We start from the raw sequence: 13,537 nt of genomic DNA on the forward strand, positions 1-13,537 counted from the left end.
TCGAGATCACCAAACCTCGATTTTTGATCAACTATTGCTGGACGTTTTTCGATACCAACACGGTTCTTTATTTGACCACGAGTATCCTTAGAACCTCCTCGTTTCCGATACCTCTTCTTATTTCTTCGTAGATGTGTATAAAGATCACCTCCAGCTTTTAAATCAGCCCAAATATGTTGATAAATACACTCATGAGAGACACAGGCTTGTCCTTGTGCTTTCAGGCGACCAACAATCTGTTCTGGGCTAAAATCTTCTCTGATCAAAAGCTCTACTTGAGTTTTTAATATTGGAGTAAAATTTCGATGCTTTGCCTTAGTACAAAGACGGTTTAAATATTTGTTATGAGCTAATTCATATCTGTATTCTCTATTTCTCAGATCGCAATTTCTCTTTAATTCTCTACTTATTACTGATTTATCCTTTCCGATGGCTTTGGCTATTTCAATTTGTTGATAGCCCCTTTCTTTCATTACCGAAATAGTATATCTTTGTTCTCTGGTTAATTGTCCCATTTTACAACTTGAGTTTGACGATTTTTGTGGTAAAAAAAAGACTTTTATTCCACATAGACAATGGGTGAGACTTTTTCTCCTCATTGTCTTGAAAAATTATCTCCCCTTCTTTTATCTAAAATCACCTCAGTTGCATTTGTTACTTGAATCTAAGTGTCCTTTCATGACGCAAATTGTATTTTGTATTCTTTTTGTCCCAAGGCGTTGCCGTTGGGCTTAAATAAGTTGCCACTTTGTGGCGAAAAAGAAAGCGACTAGTTTATCCATTAGCTAGAATTAAGAAACTCGATGGCTTAAATTATCGGGTTTTTCCTTGTCGTCCCGTGTGTATACTAATTTGTTTTTCTTTCCTTTTTGCGGGCTGAAAGACCATTTTAATTCAGCCTGAAGGCAAGGCCTCTGGCTGAATTAAGGATTTACCATACGCACTGAAAGTGCAGCTTCGTATTAATTATGCCATAAATATTCATCATCGAAGCGCATTTTTTTAAGCTGCCCTTTCAGGGCGCAAATTGTATTTTGTATTCTTTTTGACCCAAGGCGTTGCCGTTGGGCTTAAGAAAGTTGCCATTTTGTGGCGAAATAGAAAGCAATTTGTTATCGTTTATACTAATACAATTCCTTTTGTATTCCACCTTGTCTTTTGCATAAATATTATTAATAGGCAGGTTTATGTTTTGTTTCATGTTTTTTATCGTCAGATGCTGTTATTGAGTAATCCTTGACAACTGAATTTTTATCTGTTTTTTTTTTAAAAAAAGTATTTTTGGCTGGACTCAGCTTAAATACTGAAGGAATAGATGTTATAAAGCTAAAATTCATGACATTTATTATTAAATGTCTATAATAAACACTATATTTGTACAATATAATGTACGTTTAAAAGTACGTGTGTTTTGAAGTAGGTATCACAAAAAATCACAAGCCATGATAACAACAACAATTTCTAATTTCCGAAAGGATATAAAAAAGTACTTTAATCAGGTGAATGATGATTTTGAAACTCTGATTATTAATAGAGGAAAAGATTCAGGAGTGGTTGTCATTTCTTTAGAGGAATATAACTCGCTCTGTGCTACTCAGTACGAAATGTCAACAAAAAGAAACGAACAAAGATTAGATTCTGCAATTGAAAAATTAAAAGGAGGTTCATCATTTACTAAAGAACTTTCGGAATAATGAAATACGTTTTTGTTGATGAGTCGTGGGAGGATTATTTGTATTGGCAAAAGGTTGATAAAAAAATGCTGAAACGAATTAATGCCTTGTTAAAAGATATTTCACGAACTCCATTTACGGGGATCGGTAAACCTGAAGCGTTAAAACATAAATATAGGGGTTTTTGGTCTAGGCGAATTAACGACGAGCATCGTTTAATTTATCAGATGCGAGATGATGAAATTTTGATTGCTAAATGTAGATTTCATTACGATTAACTCCCTATTTGATATAGAAGGTCCTATTTTTTTTAATAGAACTTTTTTTGCAGTGAGTATGCTAATTTTTTTCCTTTTTGCGGGCTGAAAGCCCATATTAATTCAGCTTGAGGCAAAGCCTCGGGATTTGTTAAGGATTTACCATACGCACTGAAAGTGCAGCTTCGTATTAATTATGCCATAAATATTCATCATCGAAGCGCATTTTTTTAAGCTGCCCTTTCAGGGCGCAAATTGTATTTTGTATTCTTTTTACCCAAGGCGTTGCCTTTGGGCTTAAGTAAATTGCCACTTTGTGGCGAAATAGAAAGCAATTTGTTATCGTTTATACTAAAACAATTCCTTTTGTATTTCAACTTGTTGAATATATTAATTTCAAAAATGGAAAATAATTTAGATCTATCTATATTAGAGGGAAAAACAAATTCTTGGTGGATAATAAGTCAGGCTCTATGACTATAGGACAGTTGTCATTTTGAGTGTATATCTAGCAATACCCCAAACCCCTAAAGGGCTTCTGTGTAGTCATTTTAAAGTCCCCTTCAGGGGATTAGGGGTAAGAAATTTTGAAACCTACAGACGTAAAAAGCCACGAGATTATCGTGGCTTTTCCTATTATATAATTGTGTCTAGATTATTTTAGATATGAATCACTTCGTCGTAGGCAGCTGCAGCAGCTTCCATTATCGCTTCACTCATTGTTGGGTGAGGGTGAATAGCTTTAATTAATTCGTGACCTGTAGTTTCAAGTTTACGAGCTGTAACCAATTCGGCAATCATCTCGGTTACGTTAGCACCTACCATATGAGCACCTAAAAGCTCGCCATATTTGGCATCGAAAACCAGTTTTACGAAACCTTCGTTTGCACCAGCAGCACTTGCTTTACCCGAAGCAGAGAATGGAAATTTACCAACCTTAATTTCGTGACCAGCTTCAGTAGCCGCTTTTTCAGTAAGTCCCATTGAAGCAACTTCTGGTGTTGTGTAAGTACAACCAGGAATTGTTGTATAATCGATAGGATCGACTTTCATTCCTGAGATTTTCTCAACACAACAGATCCCTTCTGCCGAAGCAACGTGGGCTAAAGCAGGACCTGCAATAATATCACCAATGGCATAAACACCTTCAACATTAGTACGGTAATAGTCGTCAACAACAACACGTCCTCTTTCGGTTGCAACACCTGCTTCTTCAAGACCAATGTTTTCTGTGTTTGGCGTAATACCTACTGCCGAAAGAACGATTTCACACTCGTGAACTTCAATTTCACCTTTTTTATTCTTAATATTTACTTTCAAGTTACCATCGCTACCTTCAACAGATTCAACCGATGAGTTAACCATGACGTTAATTTTATTCTTCTTGAAAGAACGTCCCATTTGTTTAGAAACTTCTTCATCTTCTACAGGAAGAATAGTTGGCAAAAATTCAACAAGAGTAACCTTAGTTCCTAAGCTATTATAGAAATAAGCGAACTCAGATCCAATTGCACCAGAACCAACAATAATCATGCTTTTAGGTAGTTTCTCAAGCGTTAAAGCTTTACGGTAGCCAATTATGTTTTTACCATCTTGTGGTAAGTTTGGCAATTCGCGAGAGCGTGCACCAGTAGCTAAAATTATGTTTTTAGCTTCATAGTTTGTTTTGCTACCATCTTCAGCTGTAACTTCAACTTGTTTGTTGGTAGTTAATTTACCAAAACCGTTGATAACAGTTATTTTATTCTTTTTAAGTAAGTACTGAATACCACCACTCATTTTTTCAGCAACACCACGGCTACGAGCAACTATTTTTTCAAAATCAGGCTTAATTTCACCTTCAACAGCGATACCATAATCAGCAGAATGCTTCATGTAATCGTAAACCTGAGCTGATTTTAATAACGATTTGGTTGGGATACAACCCCAGTTTAAACAAATTCCACCTAGTTCAGAACGTTCAACTACTGCTACATTCATACCCAATTGTGCACCTCTAATGGCAGCAACATAACCACCTGGTCCACTTCCTACTACTATTAAATCGTAGATCATTTTTATTTTGTTGTTTAATTTGTAAATATTTCTTTGTTTCAGATCTTTTATTAATTGTATTCTATAAACGTGATCTGGCTAATTATCTGCTAATTTATTAATATTAATTCTAAATAAAAGGAATTAGCTCGCTTTTCTCTTTAGTTTTAAAAGACTTAGTTGAATCAATTTTGCTATGATGAATAAGATAACAAAAGAGAATATAATGGTTGCACCTGATGGGACATTCAATTTATAAGCCATAAAGAGACCAAAAAGAGAGCCTAGTATGCCAAAACCAATGGCTCCAAAAATCATTTTACTAAAATCTTGTGTAAACATATTAGCGATGGTTTGTGGAATGGTTAAAAATGAGATGACCAAAATAATACCCACAACACGAATATTTAATACAATAGCCAAGGCAACTAAAGCAATCATTAAATAATTGAGAAATTGCACGGGTGTATCATGTGTTTGTGCGTAATCTTCGTCAAAAGCCATGTAAAGAATAGGTCGCATCATAAAGGCGAAAATGAGTATGGTGAGTACGCATAATGCTGAAAGCAAATATAAATCGAGGCTCGAAACGGTTAGAATACTACCAAAAAGGTAGGATAATAGATTAGGAGCATAACCTGGTGTCAGATATATGAATATAATTCCCAATGCCATGCCTAATGCCCAAAGTATGCCAATAACCGAATCTTGGCGAACATCTGTTTTTTTAGATATACATTCTATTCCAAGGGCTGATAATACACCAAAAACAGTAGCTCCTAAAATTGGATTTAAGCCTAGAAACCAAGCTATGCCTATTCCTCCGAAGGATGCATGTGTTATACCACCACTAATAAATACGATGCGACGAGCTACAATATAAGTTCCAATAATTCCACAAGATATGCTAGCTAGAATGGCTGCTCCCATGGCATTTTGGAAAAAACTATAATTTAATAATTCAATGATTTCGTTCATGAAATTCTGATTTCTTATTATCTGATACCTTATTGATTTGGATTAGTGTTTTTTTAAAACGCGATGAGGTAAGTCACCATGAGTAATCAAATCGATAGGGCAGTTGTATGTTTTAAGTTGATCTTCGTTTATAATATTAGAATCGTGATAACAAAGCGTTTCGTTAACACAAGCAATGCTTTTTACATGTGAACAGATGGTTCCAATATCGTGAGATACTATGATAATGGCCATGTGATCGTTGAGTTGATTTAAGATTGTATATAATTCTGCTTCAAAATTATTATCTACGTAAGTGTTCGGCTCATCTAAGATCAAAATTTGTGGATCAGAAATAATGGCTCTACAAAGAAAAACGCGTTGTAATTGACCTCCTGAAAGCTCGCCGATATTCTTATCTCTAAGGTGAAGAACTCCCATTTGATCCATTAAACCTTTGGCTTTTTCCTTGTCCTCATTTCGGTATCTTCCAAATAACTTTTTATGAGACATTAAACCAGATAAAACAACTTCGCGAACTGGTATCGGAAATTTATGATCGATGGTATTAATTTGTGGTAAGTAACCGATTAGGTTATCGTCGGCATTGTTGAATTTAATTGAACCTTTAAAAGGTTTTATTAAGCCTAAAATAACTTTCAGAAGGGTAGTTTTACCACCGCCATTGGGACCAATAATACCAAGGAAATCATTTTTATTAACTATAAGGTCGACATTTCTAAGAATAACTTTATCGTCGTAACCAGCATAAAGAGACTTTAATTCCAGTAATTTGGTCATTTTATTGTTGTGGATTTAAGCATATATAAAATACAATGTATTCTGCAATAAGTAAGATTATATGAAGTTAATACCGAAAATCAATTTTATAAAATATTTCTTTTCAGATTTATAATCTTTTTAGTTTTTCAAGTAGCTTATAATACGGTTCATTTCTGTTAGCCAATCTGCGCTAAGTGGATCTATCTGAACTAATTCGGCATTAATTTCTTTAGCAATAACCGTTGCATTCTCAATATTGAATTGTTTTTGAATGAAAATGGTTTTGATATTGTTCTCTTTAGCTAAATCAATTATATTTTTCATATGAGCTGGAGATGGTGCTTTTCCATCGTGTTCAATTGAAATTTGAGTTAGACCATAATCTCTAGCCAAATACGAAAGAGCTGGATGGTAAATCATAAAAGCTTTTTTCGATTTTTGAGCAAATATCGTTTCTGCACCCTTGTCCATGACATTAATATCCGACATGAGTTTCATATAGTTAGTCGTGTATTCTTGTGTTTTTTCAGGAGCCAATTGAACCAAAACTTTATAAGTATTAGCAATTAGTTGCTTGGCTGTTTTAGGTGATGACCAAATATGGGGATCGATGCCATCTTGGTGGAAATGATCTCCATGTTGTACTTTCGGCCCCTTTAGTAGCTCAATACCTTCAGACATATCAAGACTCTTAATATGGTCATTTCCTTCAAATAGTTTATTTAACCAAGCTTTTTCGAATGGTATATGGCCGATTCTTAAATATAAAGAAGATTTGGACATATCTTTCATTTGCTTTGGTGTAGGTTCGTAACTAGCAGGGCTTGCTCCTGGAGGAATAAGCACATTCACTTTGAAATCGTCACCTGCAATACGTTCTATAAAGTACTTTTGAGGTAGAATACTAACTGATATGAGTTTGTTATCAACTTTATTTTTGTTTAGGTCACATGATTGAAAACCTAGGCTAAACCCTATAAGTAAAAGAATAAGAGTGATTTTGTTCATTTGATTGTAATGCTTCAATTTATAATAGTTTTAAATAATAAATATAAAGGATTTTGTTCATTTGATTGTAATGCTTCAATTTATAATAGTTTTAAATAATAAATATAAAGGATTTTGTTTAATTAACAATCACAATTACAAATTAAAGTAGTTCTTCTCTTAAAAATTTAGCCGTGTAAGATTCGTCATGTTTTATGATTTCTTCAGGAGTACCTATACATATTATTTCACCACCATTTCTGCCACCTTCTTTACCAACATCGATTATGTGATCTGCAATTTTTATAACGTCCATGTTATGTTCAATCACAATAACAGTGTTTCCTTTGTCAACTAAACGTTGTAATACCTCAAGCAGAACTCGAATATCTTCGAAATGTAAACCTGTTGTTGGTTCATCGAGAATATAAAGTGTTTTACCTGTATCGCGTTTGGCAAGTTCAGTAGCTAATTTAACACGTTGCGATTCACCTCCCGAAAGGGTAGTAGATGGCTGTCCTAGTGTGATATATCCCAATCCTACTTCTTGTAAAACTTTAAGTTTAGGAAGTAGGTTGGGTATTTTTTCGAAGAAAACAACGGCTTGATTGATGGTCATTTCTAGAACATCGCCAATCGATTTTCCTTTGTAACGAACTTCTAAAGTTTCACGATTGTATCGTTTACCATTACATTCATCGCAGTGGACATAAACATCGGGTAAAAAATTCATTTCAATTGCACGAACACCTGCGCCGTGGCAAGTTTCGCAACGCCCACCTTTTACATTAAAGGAGAATCGTCCAGCTTTGTAACCTCTAATTAAAGATTCGGGAAGCTTTTCGTAGAGCTTTCGAATGTCACCAAATAGGTTTGTATAAGTGGCTGGATTTGATCGTGGCGTTTTGCCTAAAGGTGATTGGTTTACTTCAACTACTTTATCGATATTATCGATGCCTTCAACCGTATCGTAAGCTAAAGGATCTTTTACAGATCGATAGAAATGCTGGGAAAGGATAGGCTGAAGCGTTCCATTTATTAAACTAGACTTGCCACTTCCAGATACACCTGTTACACAGATGAATTTTCCAAGAGGAAAGCTCACGTCAACATTCTTTAGATTATTTCCTTTACATCCTTTTAGTTCAATCGTTTTGCCATTGCCTTTTCTTCTTTCGGAAGGCACAATAATACCTTTTTTACCATTAATGTACTGCGAAGTGAGGCTATCACCATGAAGCATTTTATCGGGCGTGCCAGCAAAAACAACTTCGCCACCATGTTTACCAGCAAAGGGGCCCATATCGACCACATAATCAGCTGATTTAATCATATCCTTATCGTGCTCAACAACAATAACAGAGTTGCCTGAGTCGCGAAGCTGACGGAGGGATTGAATCAATTTTTGATTGTCGCGTTGATGAAGACCTATACTTGGTTCATCGAGAATATAAAGTACGTTTACGAGTTGCGATCCAATTTGAGTTGCAAGACGAATTCGTTGCGATTCACCACCTGAAAGACTAACGGAACTTCTATTGAGTGAAAGATATTCCAAACCAACATCAAGTAGAAAATCGAGACGAGTTCTTATCTCCTTTAGAATTTCTGTTGAAATCTTAAGCTGCTTGTCACTCATGTGTGATTCAACCTTCTCAAACCAATCTTTTAGAAGGCTAAGATCCATTTGAGCAAGATCGGTGATGTTCTTATCGTAAATTTTAAAATATAAAGATTCCTTCTTTAGGCGTTGTCCTTCGCAAATGGGACACAAGGTTGTTTTAATAAATTGCTCAGCCCACTTTTTAGCTTTTTTCGAAGTGGTATTACTTTCCTGATTTGAGATGTATTTTAAGACACCATCAAAACTCAAGAAGTAATTGGATGAGCTTCCTAAAGGTGTGTTTTCTAGTTTAAAGGTTTCGCTAGATCCATCAAGTATAATACTTAATGCTTCTTCAGGAATACCTTTAATTGGTGTTTTTAGATCGAAATTGTACTTGCGAGCAATGGCTTCAATTTGCCAAAATATTAAGCTGTTTTTATATTTTCCCAAGGGGACTATTCCTCCAGAGTGAATACTTAATTTATCATTGGGAATAATTTTTTCAATGTCTATCGCACTAATTTGACCTAAGCCTTTACATTTAGGACAAGCTCCATGTGGTGAATTGAAAGAAAAACTATGAGGTGCAGGCGTATCGTAAGAAAGACCAGTACTTGGACACATTAAAAGGCGACTGTAATATTTTACCTCTTCGCTATCTTTATCCATAATCATGGTAATTCCTTTACCATGTTTCATAGCCATTTGGATTGATTCTTTTAAGCGCTTATTACCAACTTCGTCAACCACTAACTTATCAATTAAGATTTCGATGGTGTGACTTTTGTATCGATCGACTTTGAAACCGTGAAGTAATTCAACGATTTCTCCATCAACTCTAGCGTATAAAAATCCTTTTTTTCTGATTTGTTCGAATAGATCTTTGTAATGACCTTTACGCCCTTTTACAATGGGAGCGAGTATATAAATTCGCTTCTCATTAAATTTATCAAATATAAGTTTGATGATTTGCTCATCGGTATATTTAACCATTTTTTCGCCCGTATTATACGAATAAGCAACACTTGCTCTTGCATATAAAAGTCGAAGAAAATCGTATAATTCGGTAATGGTTCCTACGGTTGAACGTGGGTTTTTATTGGTCGTTTTTTGCTCAATGGCAATTACGGGGCTTAGTCCTGTAATTTTATCGACATCAGGACGCTCCATGCCACCAAGAAACTGACGAGCATAGGCGGAGAAAGTTTCGATATAGCGACGTTGGCCTTCGGCATAAATGGTGTCGAAAGCTAATGAGGATTTTCCACTACCACTTAATCCGGTAATTACCGAAAGTTGGTTGCGGGGAATACTTACATCAATATTTTTAAGGTTATGAACTCTAGCGCCAAGAACCTCAATGCTCTCAGTTTCTAATAGTTCATTATCTATTATTTGTTCAGTTTTGTCTTTCAATCTACAATCTCCTTATGATTTAAATCCTCAATTTTATTCCTGCTTAATTTATGTATGAGGCTTTATGTGCCAACACCTACTTCTTTTTTTCTTCAGGTTTTTTGTATTCAGAAAACGCAAAATTAATATATCCTTTGGCAGGAAGTGTAATTTCGTACTCTTTTTTATACTTATTTGTGAGATAGGGTTTTCTTAACCAAGGATTAAAGAATTTAAGGATTTTATAATTAGCACCATTTTTTTTAGCAAAGTCAGCAAAACTCTTTACTTCGCCTTTAACTTTTATCTTACGAGTAGGTATTTTTGGATATAAATCTGAATTACGAAATCTAAAACCAAAATTAGTAGGATTCTCCATAATGCATTTGGCTGCTAGAATTCTAAAAAGATATCGAGCCGGTTCTTCTCCTAAAAGTAGATCGTAATAAGTCCCTGCATCCTGAAGTTTCATTTGAGTATGTATATGGGTTCTGCCAGCATTATACGAGGCAGCAACTAAAGCCCATGTTCCGAATTTTTTGTAGGAATCTTTTAAATACTTGCAAGCAGCACGAGTCGATTTCTCTATATTGTAACGCTCATCAACTTCTCTGTTTACTTCAAGTTTATAATCTTTAGCAGTAGGTGTCATAAATTGCCAAAAGCCTACAGCACCTGCTGGAGAAACAACAGTTGGAATTAAACCACTTTCTATTAGTGCTAAATATTTAAAATCATCAGGTACGTTTTCTTCTTTTAGAATAGGTTCTATGATAGGAAAATATCGGTTAGCACGTTTCAAAAACAATAAGGTTTGTGATTGCCAGTATGTATTTACAAGCATTTCTCTATCGAGTGATTCTTTAACGTCCCACCTCTCTAAGGGAACTTTTTCTTCAGCGAAGAAAAGTTTATTAGGCATTTTTAATGCATAAACATTATACTTATCCATATACTCAGTCGCTACGTGCTCTTTGTCTGATAGTTTAGAGTAATTGAATAACTGGGCAACTATATAGCCACAAGCTAATAAGATAAGTGTGAGTGTTATATTTTTAAAGGTGTTATTTTTAAACATAGATCGATATTTTTCGTTGTAGTATTTGCTATAGCTTAAAACTTTTTGAAATAGCTTTCAAATTTATCAGAAGGTACAGAAACACATATTCGCGCATATTTTGCAGCTTCATTTTTTTTAGTTTTGGTAAAGTAGCTTAAAGAGACTGAACCAATTTTCTTTTCAAGTAGTTCTTCTTCTGATTTATTTACAACTACAAAGATGCCAATAGCTTTGCCTTCCTTGTAAAATTCAGATGCGAGTAAACCTTTTTTATTTAAATATTCAATATTCTGACGTATTCCTTTAACGGTAGTTTCTTTAAATTGTTTTCTGCTTTGTTTCCCTTTTTCTGACATTAAAATTTGGGTAACCAAAATCTGAGAAAATGCGTTAATACCATTGGTGGCATACATTAATCTGATACCAAGTTCTGTGTTAAAATCGGTATTTGTTGAATGTATGAATCCAAGTCGTTGACCACTAAGGCCTATAGATTTGCTGAAACTTTCTACAATAATTACATTCTCAAAATCGAGTAGGTTTTGAAAAAAAGTGTCTTCTTGGTCACAGAAAATTCGTCGGTAAGGGCAATCAACAATTACAGTTGTTCCATTATCATTAAGTAGTTTAATTGTCTTTAATAAGTTTTCATCATCAACTTTATTACCAATTGGATTATTGGGATCACAAATAATAACTGCAGAGTTCTTAATCTCATCGAGTCGATTTAATAAATTATCAAAATCAGTGTAAGTTCCAGATTCAATATCACGAATTGTCATAACCTGAAAGTAGGAGCCCCAATAGAATTCTGGCAAAATAATCTGATCGACATCTAGAGTCTGGAATACGAGATCGAGAGCAGACATGCCACCACCGCTGACACTAATGTTTGATAAACTTGTTTTGTTGTTAAAATAATGATTGTTGATAGCTTGACGTAATTCTTGTCGACCTTGAGAAGGAGGATATACTTGCATGTCGTTGCTGTTAAAATCAATATCTTTTATAATTGAATCTAGCTCAATATGACATACTGCATTTACACCACGATTAAGTAATAAATATTCTTCACTTGTTTCTAAACTCTGTTTTCTAATTTTTTCCCCAATACCAACAATGGCTGAATATTTAGCTCCACTTTTTCGTATTTGCATAGTTATTTCTGATTATGAAGGTTTGTGTAAGGTGCTTATTTAGAATAATTCAAAGATAATAATATCTCTTGTTCTGAGAACAGCTTATATCTAGTTTTAACACTTGTTTGTGATATAATTTATTTACAGTTATTCTATAAGTTTAGCTGTTGATATATAAAAAACGCCCCAAAACATTGTTTTGAGGCGTTAGCTATATTGTTTTGTTTGTCTTGTAAGTCTATTGACGTCGAATTAAAACATATAATCCCAAACAGGAAGTTGAATAGGTTTGCTTTTAAGAGCTTTGATTGCTTTTTCGTTTAAATATTTTTTGTTGATAACAACACGAAACATATATTCGCTAAACCACTCATCAGTAAAAGTTAAGTAGCCATTATGACCTGCAGTTGCTCCCCAAGAATTTTCGAATTCCCATTTTACTGGTATTTCATTTTCATCAACATCAACTCCAATAAGAGTCATAGCGTGAGATGAACCTGATTGGCGGGTTAAAATTCTAGCTTTTTTATCCATGTCGAACTTAACTCCAAAAAGAGATTCATAGTCGTATGTATTTATATCCATAATACCATCTTCACGATTAAGTTGTTTTCCTACATCGCATGAAGCATACATGGCTTGGTTATTTTTAATAGAAGCCAATGCAAATGTTTTAATCACATCATTAGGTAAGTTTAAATAAGTCCAGTTGATGCCTTCCGCCACATTTCTGTAGTTTTGAATTTCATAAACTTTGTAATATTCACGAGTTGGATCATTCATGATCATCACCATTTGATCTTTAGCAAATTCTGGAGCTACAAGGTTTAGAAATTCTAGTGGTGTGTATGTTTTAGTTTCGCTTATTTTATCATCAGCATCTTTGTATCTCCAAGTAAAATTAACGGGAGGTTGACCTAATGAAAGAGCTAAAATACGATACACATCTTTTAATGTTTCAATTTTAGCTGCTTCAACTTCTTTTGTATTTCCTTTTTTAGCTGCTAGCTGACGAATTTTGTAGGCTTCACCTCTTAGCTTTTCGTTAACAATACGGTTTAACTGACCTGTGTTATTCGAAATTGTTGTTTCAGGCATAACATTAGCTGGTACAACTCCATATTTCTTAGCAATATTGAAAAATGAATTCCAAACGCCACCATCATCAACAGGGCTACTCAAATAACGAACAACTTCTCTGTCGGTAATATCTTTATCAGCAGTCGCAATAATGTTGTCTAAGAATAGATTAGATTTTTCGAAAATATCCCAGAAGTAACTGTAGTTGTGTGAAAAATCGAAAGAGCTAAGATTTAAATCTTTTATAACGTTTGGGCGAATTGTGTTCATTGATGTGAACATCCAACAACGTCCAGAACTTTTTTGATCGGTAATTCCTTTTACATCAACTTTGTATTTGAAAAAATGATCAGTAGCTCCTATTTTACTATGGTTTAAAGCTAAATCACGAATGCTTTTACTGTTGGTAATTGCATTTGTAATTGCTTTAGTCGAAGCATCATTATTAAAGCTGTTACGAATTTCGTTAAGCGTTTTGTTATTGATAACACTTTTCGTTTGTGCCAAACTACTACCTGATATTGCTAGTGCTAAAACAGGAAGCATTAAAAATTTAAAATTCATGT

General features: G+C 34.3%; 11 protein-coding genes. 2 read left to right on the forward strand and 9 right to left on the reverse strand.

The genetic code is table 11. The features are described 5' to 3' along the window. A partial coding sequence (locus tag EMN46_RS02105; RefSeq protein WP_195715161.1) for an IS30 family transposase occupies nt 1-515 on the reverse strand: 515 nt, incomplete at its 3' end. A 927-nt stretch (nt 516-1,442) separates the two neighbouring features. Between EMN46_RS02105 and EMN46_RS02110 the strand changes: the two genes are divergently transcribed. Together EMN46_RS02110 and EMN46_RS02115 are read left to right on the forward strand one after the other, a co-directional pair. Next, nucleotides 1,443-1,694, forward strand: a complete 252-nt coding sequence (locus tag EMN46_RS02110; RefSeq protein ID WP_154199026.1) for a type II toxin-antitoxin system Phd/YefM family antitoxin — start codon at nt 1,443-1,445, stop codon at nt 1,692-1,694. Next, on the forward strand, nt 1,694-1,951 hold the full coding sequence (locus tag EMN46_RS02115) for a Txe/YoeB family addiction module toxin (protein ID WP_154199027.1): 258 nt from the start codon (nt 1,694-1,696) through the stop codon (nt 1,949-1,951). The genes EMN46_RS02110 and EMN46_RS02115 overlap by 1 nt, the downstream gene beginning before the upstream one ends. A gap of 639 nt (nt 1,952-2,590) precedes the next feature. Here the strand turns inward: EMN46_RS02115 and lpdA are convergent. The 8 genes from lpdA to EMN46_RS02155 all read right to left on the reverse strand — a co-directional run bounded on the left by lpdA (nt 2,591) and on the right by EMN46_RS02155 (nt 13,535). Further along, entirely contained in the window at nt 2,591-3,985 is a 1,395-nt protein-coding gene (gene lpdA, locus EMN46_RS02120) for a dihydrolipoyl dehydrogenase (protein ID WP_154199028.1), read from the reverse strand. Nucleotides 3,986-4,108: 123 nt separating this feature from the next. Beyond that, nucleotides 4,109-4,942 carry a metal ABC transporter permease gene (locus EMN46_RS02125; protein ID WP_154199029.1) on the reverse strand — a complete coding sequence of 278 codons (834 nt, stop codon included), beginning with the start codon at nt 4,940-4,942 and terminating at the stop codon, nt 4,109-4,111. A 42-nt stretch (nt 4,943-4,984) separates the two neighbouring features. Continuing rightward, nucleotides 4,985-5,722, reverse strand: a complete 738-nt coding sequence (locus tag EMN46_RS02130) for a metal ABC transporter ATP-binding protein (RefSeq protein ID WP_154199030.1) — start codon at nt 5,720-5,722, stop codon at nt 4,985-4,987. 120 nt (nt 5,723-5,842) lie between these two features. Then, on the reverse strand, nt 5,843-6,712 hold the full coding sequence (locus EMN46_RS02135; RefSeq protein ID WP_154199031.1) for a metal ABC transporter solute-binding protein, Zn/Mn family: 870 nt from the start codon (nt 6,710-6,712) through the stop codon (nt 5,843-5,845). 142 nt (nt 6,713-6,854) lie between these two features. Next, nucleotides 6,855-9,692: an excinuclease ABC subunit UvrA gene (gene uvrA, locus EMN46_RS02140; protein WP_368667490.1), complete on the reverse strand. Its 2,838-nt coding sequence runs from the start codon at nt 9,690-9,692 to the stop codon at nt 6,855-6,857. Nucleotides 9,693-9,789: 97 nt separating this feature from the next. Further along, nucleotides 9,790-10,770: a lytic transglycosylase domain-containing protein gene (locus EMN46_RS02145; RefSeq protein ID WP_154199033.1), complete on the reverse strand. Its 981-nt coding sequence runs from the start codon at nt 10,768-10,770 to the stop codon at nt 9,790-9,792. 35 nt (nt 10,771-10,805) lie between these two features. Continuing rightward, a complete protein-coding gene (locus EMN46_RS02150) occupies nt 10,806-11,909 on the reverse strand; it encodes a pyridoxal phosphate-dependent aminotransferase (protein WP_154199034.1) in 1,104 nt (367 codons plus the stop codon). A 234-nt stretch (nt 11,910-12,143) separates the two neighbouring features. Continuing rightward, on the reverse strand, nt 12,144-13,535 hold the full coding sequence (locus EMN46_RS02155) for an aminopeptidase C (RefSeq protein WP_229130242.1): 1,392 nt from the start codon (nt 13,533-13,535) through the stop codon (nt 12,144-12,146). Nucleotides 13,536-13,537 lie beyond the last annotated feature (2 nt).

The organism is Ancylomarina sp. 16SWW S1-10-2, from assembly GCF_009669305.1.
Classification (GTDB): Bacteria; Bacteroidota; Bacteroidia; order Bacteroidales; family Marinifilaceae; genus Ancylomarina.

Bases quoted from the DNA above. Each gene is read 5' to 3' on its own strand.
- EMN46_RS02110 (WP_154199026.1), top strand. From the start codon at position 1,443: ATGATAACAACAACAATTTCTAATTTCCGAAAGGATATAAAAAAGTAC.
- EMN46_RS02115 (WP_154199027.1), top strand. From the start codon at position 1,694: ATGAAATACGTTTTTGTTGATGAGTCGTGGGAGGATTATTTGTATTGG.
- lpdA (WP_154199028.1), bottom strand. From the start codon at position 3,985: ATGATCTACGATTTAATAGTAGTAGGAAGTGGACCAGGTGGTTATGTT.
- EMN46_RS02125 (WP_154199029.1), bottom strand. From the start codon at position 4,942: ATGAACGAAATCATTGAATTATTAAATTATAGTTTTTTCCAAAATGCC.
- EMN46_RS02130 (WP_154199030.1), bottom strand. From the start codon at position 5,722: ATGACCAAATTACTGGAATTAAAGTCTCTTTATGCTGGTTACGACGAT.
- EMN46_RS02135 (WP_154199031.1), bottom strand. From the start codon at position 6,712: ATGAACAAAATCACTCTTATTCTTTTACTTATAGGGTTTAGCCTAGGT.
- EMN46_RS02145 (WP_154199033.1), bottom strand. From the start codon at position 10,770: ATGTTTAAAAATAACACCTTTAAAAATATAACACTCACACTTATCTTA.
- EMN46_RS02150 (WP_154199034.1), bottom strand. From the start codon at position 11,909: ATGCAAATACGAAAAAGTGGAGCTAAATATTCAGCCATTGTTGGTATT.
- EMN46_RS02155 (WP_229130242.1), bottom strand. From the start codon at position 13,535: ATGAATTTTAAATTTTTAATGCTTCCTGTTTTAGCACTAGCAATATCA.